At 66.1% G+C, this 17,950-nt stretch carries 18 protein-coding genes; 9 read left to right on the top strand and 9 right to left on the bottom strand.

The window, feature by feature from the left end; genetic code table 11:
* Nucleotide 1: 1 nt before the first annotated feature.
* From ACO2Q9_RS10505 to ACO2Q9_RS10525, 5 genes are read right to left on the bottom strand one after another with little or no spacing between them, the layout of a single operon-like run.
* Nucleotides 2-1,009 (bottom strand): ABC transporter permease, encoded by a 1,008-nt coding sequence (locus ACO2Q9_RS10505; RefSeq protein WP_423310983.1) that lies wholly within the window; start codon nt 1,007-1,009, stop codon nt 2-4.
* Between the two features lie 13 nt (nt 1,010-1,022).
* Complete coding sequence (locus ACO2Q9_RS10510) at nt 1,023-2,570, bottom strand: ABC transporter substrate-binding protein (protein ID WP_423310985.1); 1,548 nt, start codon at nt 2,568-2,570, stop codon at nt 1,023-1,025.
* 23 nt (nt 2,571-2,593) lie between these two features.
* The gene (locus ACO2Q9_RS10515; protein WP_423310987.1) at nt 2,594-3,550 is read right to left on the bottom strand and encodes an acetamidase/formamidase family protein; all 957 of its coding nucleotides are present in this window, start codon (nt 3,548-3,550) and stop codon (nt 2,594-2,596) included.
* A gap of 10 nt (nt 3,551-3,560) precedes the next feature.
* The gene (locus tag ACO2Q9_RS10520; RefSeq protein WP_423310989.1) at nt 3,561-4,418 is read right to left on the bottom strand and encodes a cyclase family protein; all 858 of its coding nucleotides are present in this window, start codon (nt 4,416-4,418) and stop codon (nt 3,561-3,563) included.
* The gene (locus tag ACO2Q9_RS10525) at nt 4,415-5,677 is read right to left on the bottom strand and encodes a hypothetical protein (RefSeq protein WP_423310991.1); all 1,263 of its coding nucleotides are present in this window, start codon (nt 5,675-5,677) and stop codon (nt 4,415-4,417) included. The genes ACO2Q9_RS10520 and ACO2Q9_RS10525 overlap by 4 nt, the downstream gene beginning before the upstream one ends.
* Before the next feature lie 230 nt (nt 5,678-5,907).
* On the opposite strand from ACO2Q9_RS10525, the gene ACO2Q9_RS10530 reads away from it, so the two are divergent.
* From ACO2Q9_RS10530 to ACO2Q9_RS10540, 3 genes are all read left to right on the top strand, one after another.
* Nucleotides 5,908-6,132 (top strand): hypothetical protein, encoded by a 225-nt coding sequence (locus ACO2Q9_RS10530; protein ID WP_423310993.1) that lies wholly within the window; start codon nt 5,908-5,910, stop codon nt 6,130-6,132.
* A 153-nt stretch (nt 6,133-6,285) separates the two neighbouring features.
* Nucleotides 6,286-7,095, top strand: a complete 810-nt coding sequence (locus ACO2Q9_RS10535; RefSeq protein WP_423310995.1) for a hypothetical protein — start codon at nt 6,286-6,288, stop codon at nt 7,093-7,095.
* A gap of 88 nt (nt 7,096-7,183) precedes the next feature.
* Nucleotides 7,184-7,672 carry a CBS domain-containing protein gene (locus ACO2Q9_RS10540; RefSeq protein ID WP_423310997.1) on the top strand — a complete coding sequence of 163 codons (489 nt, stop codon included), beginning with the start codon at nt 7,184-7,186 and terminating at the stop codon, nt 7,670-7,672.
* Nucleotide 7,673: 1 nt separating this feature from the next.
* Here ACO2Q9_RS10540 and ACO2Q9_RS10545 read toward each other — a convergent pair whose 3' ends face one another.
* Nucleotides 7,674-8,564, bottom strand: a complete 891-nt coding sequence (locus ACO2Q9_RS10545) for a LysR substrate-binding domain-containing protein (RefSeq protein WP_423310999.1) — start codon at nt 8,562-8,564, stop codon at nt 7,674-7,676.
* 152 nt (nt 8,565-8,716) lie between these two features.
* On the opposite strand from ACO2Q9_RS10545, the gene ACO2Q9_RS10550 reads away from it, so the two are divergent.
* The 6 genes from ACO2Q9_RS10550 to ACO2Q9_RS10575 are packed head-to-tail and all read left to right on the top strand — an operon-like array spanning nt 8,717 to nt 15,175.
* Nucleotides 8,717-9,694, top strand: coding sequence for a tripartite tricarboxylate transporter substrate-binding protein (locus tag ACO2Q9_RS10550; protein WP_423311001.1), 978 nt, complete (start codon nt 8,717-8,719; stop codon nt 9,692-9,694).
* 38 nt (nt 9,695-9,732) lie between these two features.
* A complete protein-coding gene (locus ACO2Q9_RS10555; protein WP_423311003.1) occupies nt 9,733-10,848 on the top strand; it encodes an aldo/keto reductase in 1,116 nt (371 codons plus the stop codon).
* A gap of 4 nt (nt 10,849-10,852) precedes the next feature.
* Nucleotides 10,853-11,545, top strand: coding sequence for a dienelactone hydrolase family protein (locus tag ACO2Q9_RS10560; RefSeq protein ID WP_423311005.1), 693 nt, complete (start codon nt 10,853-10,855; stop codon nt 11,543-11,545).
* On the top strand, nt 11,539-13,206 hold the full coding sequence (locus tag ACO2Q9_RS10565) for a UGSC family (seleno)protein (RefSeq protein ID WP_423311007.1): 1,668 nt from the start codon (nt 11,539-11,541) through the stop codon (nt 13,204-13,206). The genes ACO2Q9_RS10560 and ACO2Q9_RS10565 overlap by 7 nt, the downstream gene beginning before the upstream one ends.
* A 36-nt stretch (nt 13,207-13,242) precedes the next feature.
* The gene (locus ACO2Q9_RS10570) at nt 13,243-14,190 is read left to right on the top strand and encodes an NAD(P)/FAD-dependent oxidoreductase (protein ID WP_423311009.1); all 948 of its coding nucleotides are present in this window, start codon (nt 13,243-13,245) and stop codon (nt 14,188-14,190) included.
* On the top strand, nt 14,165-15,175 hold the full coding sequence (locus ACO2Q9_RS10575; protein ID WP_423311011.1) for a Bug family tripartite tricarboxylate transporter substrate binding protein: 1,011 nt from the start codon (nt 14,165-14,167) through the stop codon (nt 15,173-15,175). Before ACO2Q9_RS10570 ends, ACO2Q9_RS10575 begins: the two co-directional genes overlap by 26 nt.
* Nucleotides 15,176-15,199: 24 nt before the next feature.
* On the opposite strand, the gene ACO2Q9_RS10580 is transcribed toward ACO2Q9_RS10575, so the two are convergent.
* From ACO2Q9_RS10580 to ACO2Q9_RS10590, 3 genes are read right to left on the bottom strand one after another with little or no spacing between them, the layout of a single operon-like run.
* The gene (locus ACO2Q9_RS10580; RefSeq protein WP_423311013.1) at nt 15,200-15,613 is read right to left on the bottom strand and encodes an aconitase X swivel domain-containing protein; all 414 of its coding nucleotides are present in this window, start codon (nt 15,611-15,613) and stop codon (nt 15,200-15,202) included.
* The gene (locus ACO2Q9_RS10585) at nt 15,610-16,902 is read right to left on the bottom strand and encodes an aconitase X (protein ID WP_423311015.1); all 1,293 of its coding nucleotides are present in this window, start codon (nt 16,900-16,902) and stop codon (nt 15,610-15,612) included. The genes ACO2Q9_RS10580 and ACO2Q9_RS10585 overlap by 4 nt, the downstream gene beginning before the upstream one ends.
* Nucleotides 16,903-16,917: 15 nt before the next feature.
* Nucleotides 16,918-17,892 carry a Bug family tripartite tricarboxylate transporter substrate binding protein gene (locus ACO2Q9_RS10590; RefSeq protein WP_423311017.1) on the bottom strand — a complete coding sequence of 325 codons (975 nt, stop codon included), beginning with the start codon at nt 17,890-17,892 and terminating at the stop codon, nt 16,918-16,920.
* Nucleotides 17,893-17,950 lie beyond the last annotated feature (58 nt).

Here is a 17,950-nt window from a genome sequence, read left to right on the forward strand (position 1 = left end):
CTCACTGCTCCGAAAGGCGCGGATTGAGCAGCGCATAGGTCAGGTCGACGAGCGTGTTGAGGACGACGAACAGCACCGCGAAGGTGATCGTCACGCCCTGGATCAGCGGTAGGTCGCGGTTGATGGCGGCGGTGTAGAGCAGATTGCCGATGCCGGGGAAAGCGAAGATGAGTTCCACCATCACGGTGCCGCCCACCAGCAGCACGAAGTGCACTCCGGTGACGGTGACCGTCGGCAGCAGCGCATTGGGCAAGGCGTGGCGCGAGAGCACCCGCGCTTCGGAGAAGCCCTTCACGCGCGCCAGTTGTGTGTAGTCCTGCGACATCGCATCGGCCAGTGAGCTCTTGAGCACGCGGGCGATGACGGCCATGAACGGCAGGGCCAGTGCGACTGCGGGCAGGACGAGATAGCTCAGCAGGTGGCCCGCCGTCCTGAACTGGCCGGTCAACACGGCTTCGAAGAAATAGAACGGTGTCCTGAACTGCAACTGCTGCACCGGATCGAGACGGCCCGAGATCGGCAGCCACGGTAGCAGCACCGCGAACGCCAGGATGAGCAGGATCGCCCAGAGGAACTCGGGAATGGCGAGGCAGAAGGAGTTGAATGCATCGACGGCGCCGTCGATCCAGCTGCCGCGCCAGTACACCGCCACCAGCGCCAGCAGCAGCGCACAGGGCGCTGCAATGAACAGGGCGGTCAGGGCGAGCTCCAGCGTGGCCGGGAGGCGGCCGAAGACCAGTTCCATCACGTCCTGCTTCATCGTGATGGAACGGCCGAAGTCACCCTTGAGCACGTCGCCCAGGTAGCTGGCGAACTGGACCGGCAGCGGCCGGTCCAGCCCGAGCGACTTGCGCGCCTCGACCAGATCCTGCGCGGTCGATTCGCTGGACAGCATCAGCGCAGCAGGATCGCCCGGCACGACCCGCATGAGCACGAAGACGACCACCAGCACGCCGAACAGCGTGGGCAGCGTCAGGAGCAGCTTCTTGAGAAGGGCGGGCGATCGCATGTGCCGGCGTTCCTCAGCTCTTGCGGGTGATGGTGGCGGGCAGCACGAAGCCGGCCATGTGGTGCTTGTGGTTCAGCTCCGCCTTGAACACCACCGGCAGGTGGTACTGGAACAGCGGCAGGATGTACGCCTGCTCCGCGATGTACCGGTTCAGCGCTTTGTAGCCTTCCAGCCGCTTGGCGTCGTCGCGTTCGCTGAAGAGCGGGATCATGCGCTCGTCCACGTCCTTGCTCTTCCAGGACGAGAACACCGACGTGCTCTGCATGGCGGAGCCGAGCGAGCTTTCCGGGTCGGCCGTGGCATTGCCCCAGTTGTAGAACGCGGCCGGCGCCAGCTTGTGCTGCGAGCGCAGCTCGAACTGCTTGGCGATGTCATACACCTCCAGGTTGGCCTTGATGCCGACGCGGCGCCACATCTCCACGATGGCCTGCATGGTCTCGTAGTCCTTGGGCTTGTAGCCGCGCGTGGTCTGGATGGTGAACTCCACCGGCTTGGACGTGGAATAGCCGGACTTGGCCAGCAGTTCCGCCGCGAGCTTGGGGTCGTAGGGCGTGCGGATCGACGCGTCGAAGCCCAGGTACTGCGGGGCGAGCAGCGTGTCCACGGACGTGCCATAACCGCGATGCAGGCGGTCCACGATGGCCTTCTTGTCGATGGCATGCACCGCCGCCTTGCGCACGTTGATGTCTTCCATCACGCCGTTGCTGTTGAAGAACAGGATGGACACGTCGGTGATCGGGCCGATCGTGCCGGCCAGACCCGGGCGCTTGATCAGGCGGTCGTATTCCTCGTAGGGAATGTCCATCGTGAGGTCGGACGTGCCGCGCTCGATTTCCGCCACGCGGCTGGTCGGGTCGGTGACGAACTTGAACACCACGTTCTCGAATGCAGGCTTGGGGCCCCAGTAATGCGGGTTGGCCTTGAAGCGTGCGTAGGCACCGCGCTCGAACTGTTCGAGCATGTACGGGCCGCTGCCCATCGGCTGCTTCTCGAACCCTTCCTTGCCCACCTTCTCGTAGTGGTGGCGGGGAATCAGGTAACAGCACAGGAACGTGAGGCGCTGCAGCATGTTGGCGCGGTAGGGCTCGACGTCGAAGCTGATGTTCTGGCCCGCGACACGGATGTTCTTGATGCTCGACCAGATCGGGGCGAGCACGTTCGCACCCTTCTCGCCGAAGCGCTTGAGGTTCCATTCGATGTCGGCTGGCGTCAGCGGCGTGCCGTCCTGCCACTTCACACCGGTGCGCAGGCGCAGCGTCATGCGGGTCTTCTCGGCGTTCCAGCTGAACTGGTCGATGACACCCGGCGCCAGGCTCAGGTCTTCGTTCTGCGTGATCAGCGGGTCGTACAACGTGCGCAGGATGGTCTGAAGCGTCGGGTTGACGGCGTGCACGCCGAGGTTCGGATCCCACGACGGCGGCATCGCGTTGTAGGCGACTGTCAGCGTGTCGCCGATGGCGGCGCGTGCGGGGGCGGACCAGAGCAGCGTGCCGAGCGCGGGGGTGCCTGCGGCAAGCATGCCGCCGGAGCGCTGGAGAAGATCGCGGCGATTGAGGGACATGGGGTGAACTCCTGAAGGAAGGGTTAGGGCTGGGGATCGAGGGAGAGGGATGCGAGCACGTGCCGCGGCAGCCTGGCATGCACGCCGTTGTTGCCGTTGACGATCTGTGTGATGACGAGGTCGACCTGCAGCGAGCACAGCACGTAGGCGTCCTGCTTCGTCATGCCGTGCTCGTTCACGAGCAGGTCGATCATGTCGCGCGTGGCCTGGCGGGCGGCCTCGTGCAGGTTCTCGTGGAAGCCCATCGTGACCACGTGCGTCGCGGTGAGGATGCGTGGGCGCGGCAAGGTCATCTGCGGCAGCAGCGTGATGCGCAGGCGCACAAGCTCGAAGGCCGATTCGAGCGCGGTCTGGTTGAGCTCGCCATGGCCCTGCGCGGCATGCGCATCGCCGGCGTAGAACAGGGCACCGTCCACCCACACGGGCAGCAGCAGGCTCGTGCCTTCGACAAGTTCGCTGCAATCCATATTGCCGCCGAACTCGCCCGGCACCGACGAGATGTGCGGTGTGGCCACAGCCGGTGCCACGCCCATGATGCCCAGGAACGGCCGCAACTGCACCGTGGCCTTGTCGCCCAGTTGCGTGGTCATGGTGTCGCGGTCGAGCTTGAAGTGGCGGATCTCGCCGCCGTCGATCTCGTCCTTGAGAAGACCGCGGCCCACGCCTTTGGGCAGCAGCACGTTGAAGCCGTAGTCGCGCAGGCGCAGCTCCAGCACGTCCACGCGCAAGGCCATGCCGGGTTGCGCACCGTTGATCCGGATGGGCCCGGTGATGCTGTGCGGGCCCTTGCCCTTGAACGCCTGCCTCAGCGAGAGGACATGGTGGAAGTCGCTGTCGGGCGTGACCGCGTCGCCCCAGAGCTGCCAGGTGTCGAAGACGACCTCGTCGCCCGAATCGATGGCGAGCACCGGCTCGAACGCGGCGTCGATGACGCCGACGCGCACCGTTTCCTTCGAGGCCTCGAGATGATGGACTGTCATGACGGCGATCTCAGGCTAGCGCCACGGGGCGGAACGGGGCACCGGTCGCGCCCACCAGTCGGACCGGCAGTCCGACGAACATGAAGCGGTGGATGCCGCGCTGCGAGATGGGCTCGAGGTTCAGGTTCTCGATGATGTGGATGTCGCGCTCCACCAGACACATCACATGCACGCAATCGGCCGGGAAGGGCACCGCCTCGAAAGCCGGCGTGTCGGAGCCGACCATGAAGACGCCCTGGTCGATGAGCCATTGCGCGCCGTCCGAGCAGGGGCCGGGCAGGCCGCCCTTGCCGTTGAAGGTCGGCGCGTCACTCCAGTGGTGCGCCCAGCCGGTGCGCACCAGCACGATGTCGCCACGCTGCACGGGCGTGCCCTGGCGTTCGGCCACGGCCTTGAGCTCCTCGCCGAGGATGCGCTCGCCACCGTTCATCTTTTCCACGCCGCGGAATTTCGCGACGTCCAGCAGCACGGCGGGCCGCAGGATCGGCCCGATCTCGGACACGTCGAGCTTCGACAGGCCCTGATGCGTCTCGATCGATGCGGCAGGGATGCCCCCGTGCACGCAGCCATAGCGGCCGAAGTGCCCCAGCGCGTCGATGTGCGTGGAGCAGTGCCCCGGCATCACGATCACTTCGTTGATGTAGGTGGAGCCGTCGGGCCGCTCGGGCACATTCGGGTCCGAATGGCGACGGTTCAGCGTGAGCGTGAAGGGCACGTGCTTCGGATACACCGGCATTCCGGGCGCCATCTCGTGCGAGAGGTCGATGATCTCGCCGCGCGAGACGAGCGAGCCGAAGAGATCGCGGATGTCCGGCTGCGCAATCTGGCGGCCGCTGGACGCGTTTGTGTTGTCGATGGTGTTGCTCATTGCTTGACCACTCCCTGGTCCTTGCCGAATTCCTCTGCCTGCTTGCCGCGCAGCGACGCGACCAGCTTCTGCACGGCGATGGTGGCGCCCTTGCCGGCCGTGTTGCCGAAGATGAAGCGCGCCAGCTGTCCGCCCAGATACGGGTGAAAGCCCATGTCGTAGAGCGTGCGGAAGTCGCGTTGCTCGATGGCGGCGCGCTCCTGCGGGCGCAGCGCATAGCGGTCGAGCACGGCGGCTTCATTCGTCGCGAATTCCTCGCGCAGCGGCGGATTCCACTTCAGGTCCTGCACCAGGTCGTGGCCGGCGAGCGTGGGGTCGAAGTCGGCCAGGCGGGCGGGCGGCGGGTCGCCGAGTGGCAGTGCCACGGGCGGCGGAGGCGCGGGCGGCGCGTGGGTTGCATCGAACTTCGCACCATGCAGGTCCCACACCACACCGCCGATGCCGCACTTGAAGTCGGCATGCACAGCGTAGCCCGATTGCCGGCCTTTGCACGGACCGATCGCGCCCAGCACGACCAGCCATGCCAGCAGTTCCGACGTGCCGCCCGCGCCCGCGTTTTCCATGCGGTCGATGGTCAGCTCGCGCAGCATGCGCTCGTGGTCACCCGAGGCCATGAGCTCCAGGAACCAGAGGTCGAAGTCGCGGTCGATGAAGAAGTAGCGCGCGCCGCCCGGCTCGTGGCTCAGCCCGCCCGAACCGAGCAGCGCCACGCGCAGGCCGGCGGGCAGGTCGTTGCGGATCACGTCGGCCAGCACCTTGCCGAACTCGTAGCTCTGCTTCTGGTCGGGGAAGGGCGGTACCGTGCAGTTCTGCAGGATGGGCACGAGTGCGATGCCGGTCGTGTCCAGTTTCAGCATCACGGAAGGCACGGAGATGTTGTCGTCAAAACGCAGGTTCTCGCGCTCGGCGAAGAGCCGGTGCCCGCGCTGGTTCATGCCGCGGAAGATCGCTTCGGACACATCGGGACGACCCTGCACCACGTAGTCGCGGCATCCGATCCATTCCTTGAACCATTCATACGGGCCGCGATGCTCCGGCGCCATGCCGAGGAGGAAGTCCGGATAGGTGCGGACGCGGCTGTTGGCCAGGTGATCGTTGGCAACCACGATGAGCACGTCCGGTCGTGTTTCGAGCATTTGCGCACGAATCTGTGCATACATGTCCTGCACGACGTCTTTCACGTCGGCCGGTGCCGCACCCAGCAGGCCCACCAGGCCGGGGGCATGCGGCGCACCTGCGGCAAATACGATCTCAGCCATCTGATGCTCCAATTCTGGATAATCAAAAAATTATCCAAAATTTAATAGATTAATCAAAATAAATCTTTAAAACGATCCTTTCTTCTTCATTGCATAAGTCGTGCCAAAAACGATCTGCAAGGTCTGCCGTGTCTTGGAAGAAGGCGTCCGACTGACAGGGGCGACGCTGGCCGACATCCGGCATCGCCGGAACGGTCGAATCTGAACCTTTCTTTCGAAAGGAGACCGGTATGCCAAGAGGTGACAAATCAGCCTATACGGACAAGCAAAAGCGCAAGGCCGAGCACATCGAGGAGGGCTACGAGAAGCGTGGCCTCGCAAAGGGTGAAGCCGAGCGCCGCGCCTGGGCCACGGTGAACAAGGAATCGGGCGGCGGCAACAAGTCCGGCTCGGGTCGCGGCACGCCGGACAACAAGACGGCCTCGCGCAAGGGCGGCCGCAAGGCAAGTAAGTAGGCCTCACCGCCTGTTGCCGCTTCTACGTGACGTTGCAGTAGCGATTGGCCCGGCGGGTCGTCCGACAGCAGGCACGGCCCGTACGTTCTACAACTGGTTCATGGACCCGCTCTCGCTGTGAATGCGGGCCATTCATCACAGAGGAGTACATCCATGAACCAGCATGACTACGGTAACCGTCGCGGCCAGTACGGTGGCAATCAACAGGGCGGGGGCCGTCAGGACGATTTCCGGCAGGACGATTCTGCCAGCGGCTACGGCGGCTACGACAACCAGCAATCGGCGTTTTCCCAAGGCTCCCGTCAGCAGGGCGGAGGTTATGAAAGCGGCTACCAGCAAGGCCAGAATCGCGGCTTTGATCGCAACGACCGCGATTTCGAACGCGGATTCCAGCCCGGCAATTCCGCTTATGAACAGAACGCCAATCGGGGCGGCCAGTACCGTCAGGACTTCAGCCGTGGCGACCGCGGCGATCGCGGCGGGTACGGACAGGGTGGCCAAGGCCAACGCGGCTGGTATGACGAGGAGCGCCGCTATGGCAACCGCTCCGGCCAGGGCGGCTACGACGGTCAGGACGACGGTCAAACCGGCGGCTACTGGGGTAGCGGCAGTTCGGGCGGCGGGTATGCCGGCGGCTATTCCGGCCGCTCCGGTGCCTCCGGCCGCAACGCGGGCGGCAACAACAGCGGCTACGCGGGCGGGTATGCCGGCGCACGTGTCGACTTCAGTGAGAGCTACGGCTCCGGCAACTACGGTGGCGGGCAGGACGACGCCGGCAACTGGGGCCGCCGCCGCCAGCAGCACCACGACCCGGACTATCACAACTGGCGCAGCGACCGCGCGAGCCAGCAGGGCAAAGCCGGCTCCTCGTCCTCGGGGTCTTCTGCATCGGGCTCTTCCGCGTCCGGTTCGTCAGCCGCTTCCGGCAACGACAGCTGCAACCAGGGCAAGCAGCACAAGTAAGCCCGGGGCCGATGGCCCTGGCGCCTGTTGATCGCAGCAACCCCGGCCGGTGGCCGGGTTTTCACATCCGGAACGAAAGGAGAATCCCATGACGACTGTTTCCGAAATCATGACGCGGGGCGTGCGCACCATGTCGCCGTCCGAAACGGTGGCGCATGCCGCGCAGGCCATGCACGAGTTGAACGTCGGTTCACTGCCGGTGTGCAGCAACAACCGGCTGGTCGGCATCCTCACCGACCGCGACATCGTCGTGCGCGGCGTGGCGCAGGGCCTCGGCGCGGACACGCCGGTGAAGGACCTGATGTCGCCCAAGCTCGACTACTGCTATGAAGACCAGCCCGTTCAGGAGGTCATGGACCGCATGCGCGAAAGCAAGGTGCGCAGACTGCCTGTGCTCGACAAGGAAGACCAGCTCGTCGGCATCGTGTCGCTCGGCGACGTGGCCACGAATCTGGAGGTCGGAGAATCCGGCGGCACGCTGGCGGAAATCTCGGAACCGTCTCGCCCGGACCGCTCGAACAATTCCGCAGCCAGTGGTGATCAGGGCGGCGGCGAGACGCAGACGTTCCTGAGCTGACCTATATCCCCGACTGTTCCCAGACGCCCTGGAACGCGTCGACGAACGCGCGTTCCACCACCGACATGGGCCGGTAGCGGTTGCGCAGGATGTGCACCTCCAGCACCTCGTCCGACTGGAACGGCCGCACTTCGAGGCCGGCCAGCAGTTCCCCCGCGATGGACACACGATCCACCACCGCCACACCGATGCCGGCCTGCGCGAACCAGCAGGCCGTCGTCGAACTCGCGCATTCGAAGTCGATGTGCATCCTGCTCGCGGCCGCGCCGAATGCGCGGCGCAGGGTCTGCCCGAACGGCGTGGATTCCGGTGACGCGATGATGCGCTCGCCGATGAGGTCCGAGGGCCGGACCAGCTTGCGTTTGGCCAGCGGATGCTCGGCGCGCACCACGCAGGCGAGGCCGCACTGGTAGCTGCGGATGGTCTCCAGGTTCGGATGCTCGTGCGGGCCGAGCGCCGCGCCCAGCGTGAAGGTGCGTTCGAGCAGCAGCTGGTTCACCATGTCGATCGACGTCACCTGCACGTGGCTCTTGAGGTGCGGATAACTGTCATACAGCCGCGCCATCGTGCGTGAAACCAGGAAGGGTGCCACCGTCGAGGTACACACCAGCTTGAGCGCTGCCTGTTCGGGCTGCGCGAGCTGGATCGTCACGTCCCGCACTTTCTCCACGCTGTTCCAGAGCGCGTTGATTTCGGCGTAGAGCTGCTGTGCTTCGGGCGTGGGCAACAGCCGGCCGCGCACGCGCTCGAACAGCACCAGGCCGCAAGCGCGTGCCGCCTGCGCCAGCACCTTGCTCACCGCCGGCGGCGACACGTGCAGCAACTGCGCCGCGCTGTTCACACCGCCGGACAGCATCACCGCCCGGAACACTTCCATCTGTCTGAGGTTCATCCTTGTCTCCTTGTATTTCCGGTACCAACAGGTGTTAACCCGTCTTTAACAGTGACGGCTTTATTTTCAATTGCCGCTGCTGTACCCCAAGCGAATAATCGCATGGCGAGCTGTTAACCACAAAGGGCCAAAGGCCCACAGGAGACAAAGACATGACCGATATCCGCAGAAGGCGGCTGGTCGCCGGCCTGGGCGCGTTGCCCGTGCTGGCTGCCGCACCCGCAATCGTCCGCGCGCAGGCGCGCACCCTGACCATCTTCCTGACCGTGCCCCCCGGAACCTCCTCCGACATCCTGGCGCGCCTCGTGGGCGAGCACCTGCGGGTGAAGCTCAACCGCCCGGTGGTGGTCGAGTCGAAGTCCGGCGGCGGCGGTGTGGTGGCCGTCCAGCACATCAAGCAACTGGAGGCCGACGGCAATTCGCTGCTGCTGGCGCCGACCTCGGCCATTTCCCTGTTGCCGCTCTTTTCCACCAAGGCGCCGTTCGACTACGAGAAGGATCTGGTGGCCGTGTGCGAAGGCGCTTCCGCGCCGCACGGCATCACCGTGAATGCGTCCACCGGCATCAACACCTTCGCGGAATACGTGGAGTGGATCCGCAAGAACCCGGACAAGGGCTCCGTCGGTACGCCCAGCCCGGCTGGCCTGGCGTCGCTGCTCGTCCACCAGATCCGCAAGACCTCCAACATCGACCTGCAGGTCGTGCCGTACCGTGGCGGCCAGCCGCTGCTGACCGACCTGCTCGGCGGCCAGGTGCCGGCCAGCGCGTCCATCGTGCCCGACTACCTGAACGACCATCGCGCGGGCAAGCTGCGGATCCTCGCGCATGCGAGCGACAAGCGTTCGCGCCTCGCGCCAGACCTGCCGACGTTCGCCGAGCTCGGCTACCCGTCGTTCCAGGCCGTCACCTCGTTCGGCTTCTTCGGGAAGGCCGGTATTCCGCAACCGATGGTCAACGAATACGCTGCGGCCATCACCGACGCGCTGGCCCAGCCCGCCATCGTCGAGCGCCTGAACAGGCTCGGCCTCGAACCGGTGGGCGGCACGTCGCCCGACCTCGCCCGCAAGGTGATGGCCGACCGCACGCGCTGGACGCCGCTGATCCGCGAGACCGGCATGCGCATCGACTGAACAACGAAGACAAGACGAAGACAAAAGGAAGTACGCAGATGACCACCACCACCGCCGAACCGCAAGCCGTCGATGCCTCGCGCATCACGGCCATCGGGCTCACGCACGCGCAGAAGAACGGCATGCAGTACCGCCGTGTGGGCCGATCGGGCCTGTCGGTCTCGGCCATCGGCATCGGCTGCTATCCCTTCGGGGATTTCGTCGATGCCGCCAAGGCCGCGTCGGTGGTGGACAGCGCCTTGAGCGTCGGCGTGAACTATTTCGACACGGCCAACAGCTACGGCATCGGCAAGTCGGAAGAGTGCCTGGGCGCTGCGCTGCAGGGAAAGCGCAGCCAGGCAGTCATCGCCACCAAGTTCGGCAACCGCGTGGGCGACGGCCCGAACGACATCGGCACGTCGCGCATGGCCGTCATCAACGCCTGCGAGGCCAGCCTGCGCCGCCTGCGCACCGACTACATCGACCTCTACCAGATCCACTGGCCCGACCGCGCCACGCCGATCGAGGAGACGCTGCGCGCGCTGGACGACCTGGTCCGCGCCGGCAAGGTGCGCTACCTCGGCGTGTCCAACTTCTTCGAGTGGGAAATCTGCGAGGCGATCTGGACGGCGGAAAAGCACAGCCTGCATTCCATCGTGTCGGCGCAGGACTTCTACAACCTGCTGTACCGCGACCTCGAAAAGCGTATGGAGCCGTTCTGCGTGAAGTACGGCGTGGGCATGAACTCGTACTTCCCGCTGGCTGGCGGGCTGCTCACCGGCGCCGTGAATCGCGAGAACCCGCTGCCCAAGGGCACGCGGGCCGAAGTCAGCCCGTCCACCCTGAGCTGGCAGAGCGAACGCAACTGGCGTGTGCAGGAGCAACTGGCGAAGTTCGCGCAGGAGCGCGGCTGGTCGCTGCCGCAGATGTCGCTGGCCTGGCTGCTGTCGCGCCCGGCCATGGCCACCACGATCTGCGGCGCCGACAAGCCCGAGCACGTGATGGCGAACATCAAGGCGCTGGACATCCACTTCAGCGCCGAAGACCTGCGCGAGATCGACCGCATCACGCTGGCCGACGAAGACCGCACCGTGGCGCCCGTGTACCGCACGCTGCGGCCCGAGAAGGTGCACGAATTCGAAGCCATGGAGCGCGTGCGCGCCCGGGCCCGATGAACCCATGATCGCAGGAGAAGAGATGGGCTGGATCGGGTTGAAGGCGCAGGACGGGCAGGCCCTCAGGGCCTGGGAGGCCAAGGCTGAAGGAAAGCCGCAGGGCGCCCTCGTCGTGTTGCAGGAAATCTTCGGGGTCAACGCGCACATCCGCGCGCTGTGCGACCGCTATGCCGCGCATGGCTGGCATGCGCTTGCGCCGTCGCTGTTCGACCGCGCGGGCGGGCCTTCTGCGGGCCTGGGCTATCAAGCGGGCGACATGGCGCAGGGCCGTGCGCTCAAGGGCCGGTTGACGGACGAGCAGGCGTTGCTCGACGTCAACGCCGCCGTCGACCACGCAAGCGCGACCGACCTGCCGGTCGCCGTCATCGGCTTCTGCTGGGGCGGCACGCTGGCGTGGCTGTCGGCCTGCCGCAACCCGAAGCTCACTGCTGCCGTGGCCTACTACGGCACCAACATCGCGGGCTACCGCACCGAGACGCCGCGCGTGCCTGTGCTGCTGCATTTCGGCGAGCACGATACGCACATCCCGCAAGCCGATGTGCAGGCCATCGCCGACGCGCAACCGCAGGTGCGCATCCACCGCTACGACGCAGGGCACGGCTTCAACTGCGACGAGCGCCCCGCATTCCACGCATCCAGCGCCGCGCTGGCTGCCGACCGGACCTTTGCATTCCTGAAGGAACATCTTTCATGCTGACCACCGTCAAGACCCCCACGCTGCTGACCGTGCACAACCCCGTGGGCTACCCGCCCATGATCAAGCGCAAGCAGCCCGCGCCGCGCCTGTCCAGCCTGGACGGCAAGACCATCTACCTGATCGACAGCAAGTTCGACGACTCCGTGGAACTGCTCAAGCAGGTGCAGGCCTGGTTCGCCGCGAAGATGCCCGGCGTGAACGTCGTGCTGCGCCAGATGTCCAGCTACTACGGCAAGGACGACCCGGTGCTGTGGAGCGAGATCCGCGACAAGGGCCACGCCGCCATCATCGGCGTGGGCCATTGCAGCACCTGCTCGCCCGCCGTGGCCACGCACGCGATCACGCTCGAAGCGCAGTACGGCGTGCCGACCGTGGCCATCTACACCGACATGTTCGTGAAGATTGCGGAGTCGGTGTCGCGCATGGGCGGGCTGCCGCAGTCACCCAAGGTGTTCGTGCCGCAGCCTGTCATGGGCAAGAGCGAGGCTGAGCTGAAGGCGTATGTGGAGGGCAACGACCCGCATACCGGCCGCCCGGTCATGCAGGAAATCATCGAAGGCCTCACGCAAGGCCTGGCCGCCGGTCTGGCAGGTGACGAGCCGTACGCGCGCACCACGCCGCGCCTGCTCGACCCGGACACCGAAGACAACCTGCGCGCCGAGTTCGAGAAGAACGGCTGGACCGACTTCATGCCCATCGTGCTGCCGACCGAAGAGCGTGTGGCCGCGATGCTGGCCGGCACCAGCCGCAAGCCGGACGAGATCGTCGGCCGCATGCAGCCCACGGCCAACCGTGGCCTGTGGGAATACACGGTGGAGAAGGTCGCGGTGAACGCGGTAATGGCGGGTGCGAAGCCGGAGTACTTCCCCGTCATCCTGGCGCTCGCGTCCACCGGCGTGTCGGCACGCGGCAGCACGTCGAGCTCTGCCTCGGTGATGAGCGTGGTGAACGGCCCCATCCGCAAGGAAATCGGCATGAACTGCGGTATCGGCGCCATGGGCCCGTACAACCAGGCCAACGCCACCATCGGCCGCGCCTACGGGCTGCTCTCGCAGAACCTGCAGGGCGGCTCGGTGCCGGGCGAGACCTTCATGGGCTCGCTGGGCAACAACTACACCTACAACGGCATCACGTTCGCCGAGAACGAAGAGCGCAGCCCATGGGAGCCGCTGCACGTGCAGAAGGGCTTTGCCAAAGACAAGAGCACGGTCACCGTGTTCCACGGCTGCCGCTCCACCACCTTCAGCCTGGGCCTGCGCAAGGAGTACTGGCGCGAGCACGTGAAGGACATGCTGCTGGGCACCGACAGCATCACCGGCCCGGTGCTGCTGCTGGACCCGATCACCGCGCAGCAGTTCATCGACCGGGGCGGCTTCGACACGAAAGAGAAGCTCATCCAGTGGGTGCACGAAACGGCCGAGATGCCGGCGGGCCGCTACTGGGACCTGCAGCTCGTGCAGAACTATGTTTATTCGAAGGCGACGTTCGGCGAGTCCGAATCGCCGAAGGCGCGCTACGTGGGCGTGCCGGACGATTCGCCGGTGCGCGTGTTCGAGCTCAAGGACATCCACGTGGTGGTGGTGGGCGGCGAGGCGAACGGGTACTGGCAGATCATGGGTGCGCTGCACCGCGCCACGGTGTCGGTGGACGACTGGCGCTGATGGCGGGCATAGGCAGAACAGGACGGGAGTCGGTGCATGCGTGAAGTGGATGTGGCAGTCATCGGCGCGGGCGTCGCAGGCCTCACGGCAGCGGCGGCGGCCGCGCGTGCGGGCCTGCAGGTGCTGGTGATCGAGCGCATGGGTGCGGGCGGGCAGGTGATGACGGTGGAGAAGATCGGCAACCACCCGGCCTACCCGGGCGGGATCTCCGGTTTCGAACTCGGCCCTGCGCTGCAGGAGGCGGCGGAGGACGCGGGCGTCGAGTTCATGCTCGACACGGTCGAGCGGCTGGAGGTGTCACTGGACGGGCGGCACGTGGTGCACGGGGAGGGCGATGCGGTCGCCGCGCGTGCCGTGCTCGTGGCTGCGGGTTCGAAGCGCCGCGCGCTCGACGTGCCGGGCGAGGCCGCGCTCGAAGGGCGGGGCGTGTCGCACTGCGCGAGTTGTGACGGCCCGCTGTTCCGTGACGAGGTGGTCTGTGTGGCGGGCGGCGGAGATTCCGCCGTGAGCGAAGCGGCACTGCTCGCGCGCCATGTGCGTGAAGTCGTACTGGCTTTCCCCGCCGAAACGCCGCACGCACAGCCTTACCTCATGAACGAGCTGGCCGCTCTGCCCAACGTGAAGCTGTTGCCCAAGGCGACGATCACGGCCGTCGAAGGCGACAACATGGTCAAGGCCGTGCGCCTGCGCACAGACGCAGGCGAGCAATCCGTCGAAGCGGCGGGTGTCTTCGTCTACGCGGGCCTCTCGCCGGCGACCGACTTCCTGCAGGGCGCATTGGCGCTCGATGCCGAGGGCCGCATCCGCACCGACGCATCGCGCGCCACCAGCGTGCCGGGCATCTTTGCCGCAGGCGACATCCGCTCGGGCATGGATTACACACTGGCCGTCGTCGCGGCCGATGGCGAAGCGGCGGCGCTGGCCATCCACAAATACATCGGAGACAAGGAGACGAAACATGCAGAACTGGAGCCAGGGACGTAGGTCATTCCTCGCGTCATCCATCGGGGCGCTGGCCTCGTTCACCGCGTTGCCGCTGCTGCCAGCGGCGGCGCGTGCCGCGACATTCCCCGTGCCCAACAAGCCGGTGAAGCTCATCGTCGGCTACCCGGCTGGCGGTGGCACGGATGTGCAGGCGCGCATCCTCGCGCAGTTCCTCGCGCCGCTGCTCGGCACCACGGTCATCGTGGAGAACAGGCCCGGTGCGGGCACCATGATCGCCGGCACCGAAGTGGCGAAGGCCGAGCCCGACGGCCACACGCTGATGTACACGCCGGCCTCCACGCTGGCGCAACTGCCGCACACCATGCTGGCACTCAAGTTCGACCCGTTCAAGGACTTCACGCCCGTTGCGCAATGCGCGCTCGGCCCGACGGTGCTGGTGCTGCACAAGTCCATTCCCGCCACCAACGTGAAGGAGCTGGCGGCCTATGCCAAGGCGCATCCCGGTGAACTGAACTACGTGTCGCAGGGCATCGGAACCTCGGCGCATGTGTTCGGCCAGATGCTGGCGAAGCAGGCGGGCATCGAGATGGTCCACGTGCCTTACAAGGGCGCGAACGATGTCGCGAAAGACTTCGTCGCAGGCCGTGTGCATCTGCAGTTCGCATCGTCGTCCGGCGCTGCCGCGCTCATGAAGTCGGGCCAGGTGCGCCTGCTCGGCGTCGTTGCGCCCAGGCGCAGTGAGTTGTTCCCTGACCTGCCCACCATGTCGGAACTGGGCGTCGAAGGCATGGACCTGGACACGTCGCTCGGAATCATCGGCCCCGCCGGCATGCCGGCTGCGACGGTGGCGCGCATCGGCGAAGCGACGCGCACCGTGATGGCCATGCCCAAGGTGAAGGAAGATTTCCGCAACGGCGGCGTTGAAGTGCAATGGGCCGATTCACAGGACTTTGCGAAGACCATCCGCGAGGCCCATCAGGGCTGGGGCCGCATGCTTGCCGCCGTCGGGTTCCAGAAGCAGTGACGTGAACCTGGGTGTGTCGCGTCTTCAGGGCGCGGCGCGTTGCACGATCTCCACGGTGCCGGCGTCCGCATCGACACGCACCCAGTCACCCGTCTTGATGCATTCGAGCGGGTCGGCGTCGAAGTCCGTCATGGCGGGCGCGTGCGTGACCACCGCACCCAGCGCCATCTTGGCGTTGATCTCGTTGAACAGCATGGCAGCCGGTGCCTTGCCCATCAGCCGCACGGTGTGGAAGATGCTCGACCAGCCTGAAGAGCCCTTCGCCCCCGGGAACACGAGCACCTTGCCCGCGAAGCTCTGGCCGCGCAACTCGTGCCGCACCTCGACGATGGTGCCGGTGCGCGGGTCCACGCCGCCCCAGCCTGAAATCCAGTCGCGTGTGACGAGCGCTTCGCCTTCGGCGCAACCGCCGACCACGCGCCGTCCCTTGAGGATCATTGCAATCCTCCCGTCCATCGGCCGGTGCAGGCGGCTTCGATGCATTGCGCTGTCGTGCCGAACCAGGCCTCCACGCCCAGCATGGCGGGCAGGTAGTGCGCCTGCTTGGCCGAGTCGACCGCGGCCGCACGCGTGCCCGGCGGCACCGATTTGCTGACGGACGAACACGTGTCCGTCATCAGCACGCCGCCAGCGGCTTCGATGATTTTCGTGTAGCCATTCATGTCGGCCAGCGCCTTGATGGCATGCGGCGTGAAGATCCACAGCCTGCAGTTCTCATGCACCTTGCGGCCTTCGAGCAGCACGCTCGCTTCCCACAACTGCTCCAGCGAATAGTGCGGGCAGCCCAGCATGACGAACTGGATGTCGCGTTCCTTGCCGAAGGCGTTGATCTTCTCGTAGGTGGCCAGGCGTTCGGCCTCGCCATAGCGGATCACCTCGACCGGCTTCTTCTGACCGAGCGCCTGTTCCACCGTCATCGCGTCGGGCGTGACACCGGCGATGTGATACAGCTCCACGCCGCCCGACGACGAAGCCGCCGCGCCGAAATGCTTGAGGCGCGGCAGGTTGGGCACGCGCGACAGGCCGCGCTTCGACGAGATGACGGGCACGCGGTCCTGCACAGTCTCGCCGACGAAGTAGCCGAGCAGGCCCCAGTCTTCCGTCGTTGCCACGTCCACGTCGAGTTCGACGAGGTGCGTGGCGAAGCGGTTCTCCGGCAGGTGGTAGCCCCAGTAGGGAATGCGTGCGGTGATGGCCGCAGCGAACGTGCTCTCGCGCCCCTCGGTGTTGGTGCGCGCGCCGAGCACCGAGTTGCAATAGATGACGGCCGACGACTCCATCCACGCGCAATGCTCGCCGCGCGTGGGCACGTTGCCCACCTGGTAGGGCGTGCAGGTGTTCATGAGTTGCGCGCCCAGCTTCGCCGCATGCACTTCGCTCTTGCGATAGAACTGCATGCTTTGCTCATCGGCGCCGGTGAGCTCGGGGTGGTTCGTGTCGAAGCCCAGTTGCAGGTGATGCGTGGCCGCGCGGAAGCGCGGAATCTCCACCGCCTCGCTGCTGTCCAGGCCGAACTCCGACAGCGCTGCGTCCATGCCGCCCTTGCGCTCCGCAAAGCTGCGCTGCACCGGCATGGACATGGTGATCATGCCGCACACATTGCGCGTCTCGACGAGGCGCTCGGCGTCCAGCGCCTCGCCGTAACGGATGAGCAGGTCCATGGCCTTCTGCACGCCCGGGCCGTCGCGCCCGTCGGCCATGGCCTTTTCTTCGTCGGTGAGCTTCATGCGTGCAGCGGCGGATCAGTTGATCTTGAGCCCGGACTCCAGGATCAGCGGGCCCCACTGCGTGGCGTCTTTCGCCACGACGTTGGCGTAGCCCTGCGGCGTGCTTCCGGCGATCGGTGTGAGGCCGATGGCCTGGATCTTCTCCACGACGTCCGGCGAATTCACGGCCGTGCTCAGCAGCTTCGCGTATTCGGCCAGCAGCGCGTCGGGCGTGCCCTTGGTGGCGTAGTAGCCGAATGTCGTGCGCGCTTCGTAGAACGGATAGCCCAGTTCCTTGAACGTCGGGATGTCCGGCGCGAGCGGCGAGCGCTCGTTGCTCGCGTGCACGAGGATGCGCAGGCGGCCCGAACGATGCTCGGGCAGGTAGTCCGCAATCACCGAAGCGGCGGCCGGCACCTGGTTGCCCAGCAGGTCGGCCAGCAGCGGCTGCCCACCCTTGTACGGCACGTGCTGGAAGTCGATGCCCAGCGTCTTGCGCATCTGGTAGATCATCAGCGTGGCCAGCCCGGCGAGGCTGGGCGTTCCGATGGACGTCAGCTGCGGGTTCTTGCGCATGTGCTCCACATACTCCTTGAAGTTGTTCACGCCCATTGCGCGGTTCACGGTGATGGTGTGCGGCGCGGCGGCCACTTCGCACACCGGCGTGATGTCCTTCGGGTCGAACGCGGGCGTGCTGGAGAACAGCGTGTGCATCGAGATCGCCGAGGTCGGCGCGAGCATCAGCACCGAGCCTTCGGTCGATTGCTGCTTGAGGTACTGCACCGCCACCGCGCCGCCGGCACCGGGGCGCGACTCCACCACGACGGTGCGGCCGAGGCTCGCACGCATCTTCTCGCCCAGCGTGCGGGCGAGCGCATCGATGGACGTGCCGGCCGGCACGGTGAGGATGACGGTGAGGGGTTTCTTGTCCTGCGCGCGCACCCAACCTGCGGCACCAATGGACGAAGCGGCCAGCAGCGTGCTGAGCCGCCTTCTGCGGATGTTGATCATGTCTTGTCTCCTTGCTTGTCGTCGCCGGAGACAAAACCGACTGGATGGGAACCTACAG

Origin of the sequence: Variovorax sp. VNK109, assembly GCF_049445855.1 — a bacterium.
GTDB lineage: Bacteria > Pseudomonadota > Gammaproteobacteria > Burkholderiales > Burkholderiaceae_C > JAGOCV01.

Excerpts from the sequence above, each read along its gene's own strand:
- ACO2Q9_RS10520 (WP_423310989.1), bottom strand. The coding sequence starts at position 4,418 with ATGAGCAACACCATCGACAACACAAACGCGTCCAGCGGCCGCCAGATT.
- ACO2Q9_RS10545 (WP_423310999.1), bottom strand. The coding sequence starts at position 8,564 with ATGAACCTCAGACAGATGGAAGTGTTCCGGGCGGTGATGCTGTCCGGC.
- ACO2Q9_RS10505 (WP_423310983.1), bottom strand. The coding sequence starts at position 1,009 with ATGCGATCGCCCGCCCTTCTCAAGAAGCTGCTCCTGACGCTGCCCACG.
- ACO2Q9_RS10585 (WP_423311015.1), bottom strand. The coding sequence starts at position 16,902 with ATGAAGCTCACCGACGAAGAAAAGGCCATGGCCGACGGGCGCGACGGC.
- ACO2Q9_RS10510 (WP_423310985.1), bottom strand. The coding sequence starts at position 2,570 with ATGTCCCTCAATCGCCGCGATCTTCTCCAGCGCTCCGGCGGCATGCTT.
- ACO2Q9_RS10565 (WP_423311007.1), top strand. The coding sequence starts at position 11,539 with ATGCTGACCACCGTCAAGACCCCCACGCTGCTGACCGTGCACAACCCC.
- ACO2Q9_RS10515 (WP_423310987.1), bottom strand. The coding sequence starts at position 3,550 with ATGACAGTCCATCATCTCGAGGCCTCGAAGGAAACGGTGCGCGTCGGC.
- ACO2Q9_RS10590 (WP_423311017.1), bottom strand. The coding sequence starts at position 17,892 with ATGATCAACATCCGCAGAAGGCGGCTCAGCACGCTGCTGGCCGCTTCG.
- ACO2Q9_RS10580 (WP_423311013.1), bottom strand. The coding sequence starts at position 15,613 with ATGATCCTCAAGGGACGGCGCGTGGTCGGCGGTTGCGCCGAAGGCGAA.
- ACO2Q9_RS10550 (WP_423311001.1), top strand. The coding sequence starts at position 8,717 with ATGACCGATATCCGCAGAAGGCGGCTGGTCGCCGGCCTGGGCGCGTTG.
- ACO2Q9_RS10575 (WP_423311011.1), top strand. The coding sequence starts at position 14,165 with ATGCAGAACTGGAGCCAGGGACGTAGGTCATTCCTCGCGTCATCCATC.
- ACO2Q9_RS10555 (WP_423311003.1), top strand. The coding sequence starts at position 9,733 with ATGACCACCACCACCGCCGAACCGCAAGCCGTCGATGCCTCGCGCATC.
- ACO2Q9_RS10570 (WP_423311009.1), top strand. The coding sequence starts at position 13,243 with ATGCGTGAAGTGGATGTGGCAGTCATCGGCGCGGGCGTCGCAGGCCTC.
- ACO2Q9_RS10530 (WP_423310993.1), top strand. The coding sequence starts at position 5,908 with ATGCCAAGAGGTGACAAATCAGCCTATACGGACAAGCAAAAGCGCAAG.
- ACO2Q9_RS10540 (WP_423310997.1), top strand. The coding sequence starts at position 7,184 with ATGACGACTGTTTCCGAAATCATGACGCGGGGCGTGCGCACCATGTCG.
- ACO2Q9_RS10525 (WP_423310991.1), bottom strand. The coding sequence starts at position 5,677 with ATGGCTGAGATCGTATTTGCCGCAGGTGCGCCGCATGCCCCCGGCCTG.
- ACO2Q9_RS10535 (WP_423310995.1), top strand. The coding sequence starts at position 6,286 with ATGAACCAGCATGACTACGGTAACCGTCGCGGCCAGTACGGTGGCAAT.
- ACO2Q9_RS10560 (WP_423311005.1), top strand. The coding sequence starts at position 10,853 with ATGATCGCAGGAGAAGAGATGGGCTGGATCGGGTTGAAGGCGCAGGAC.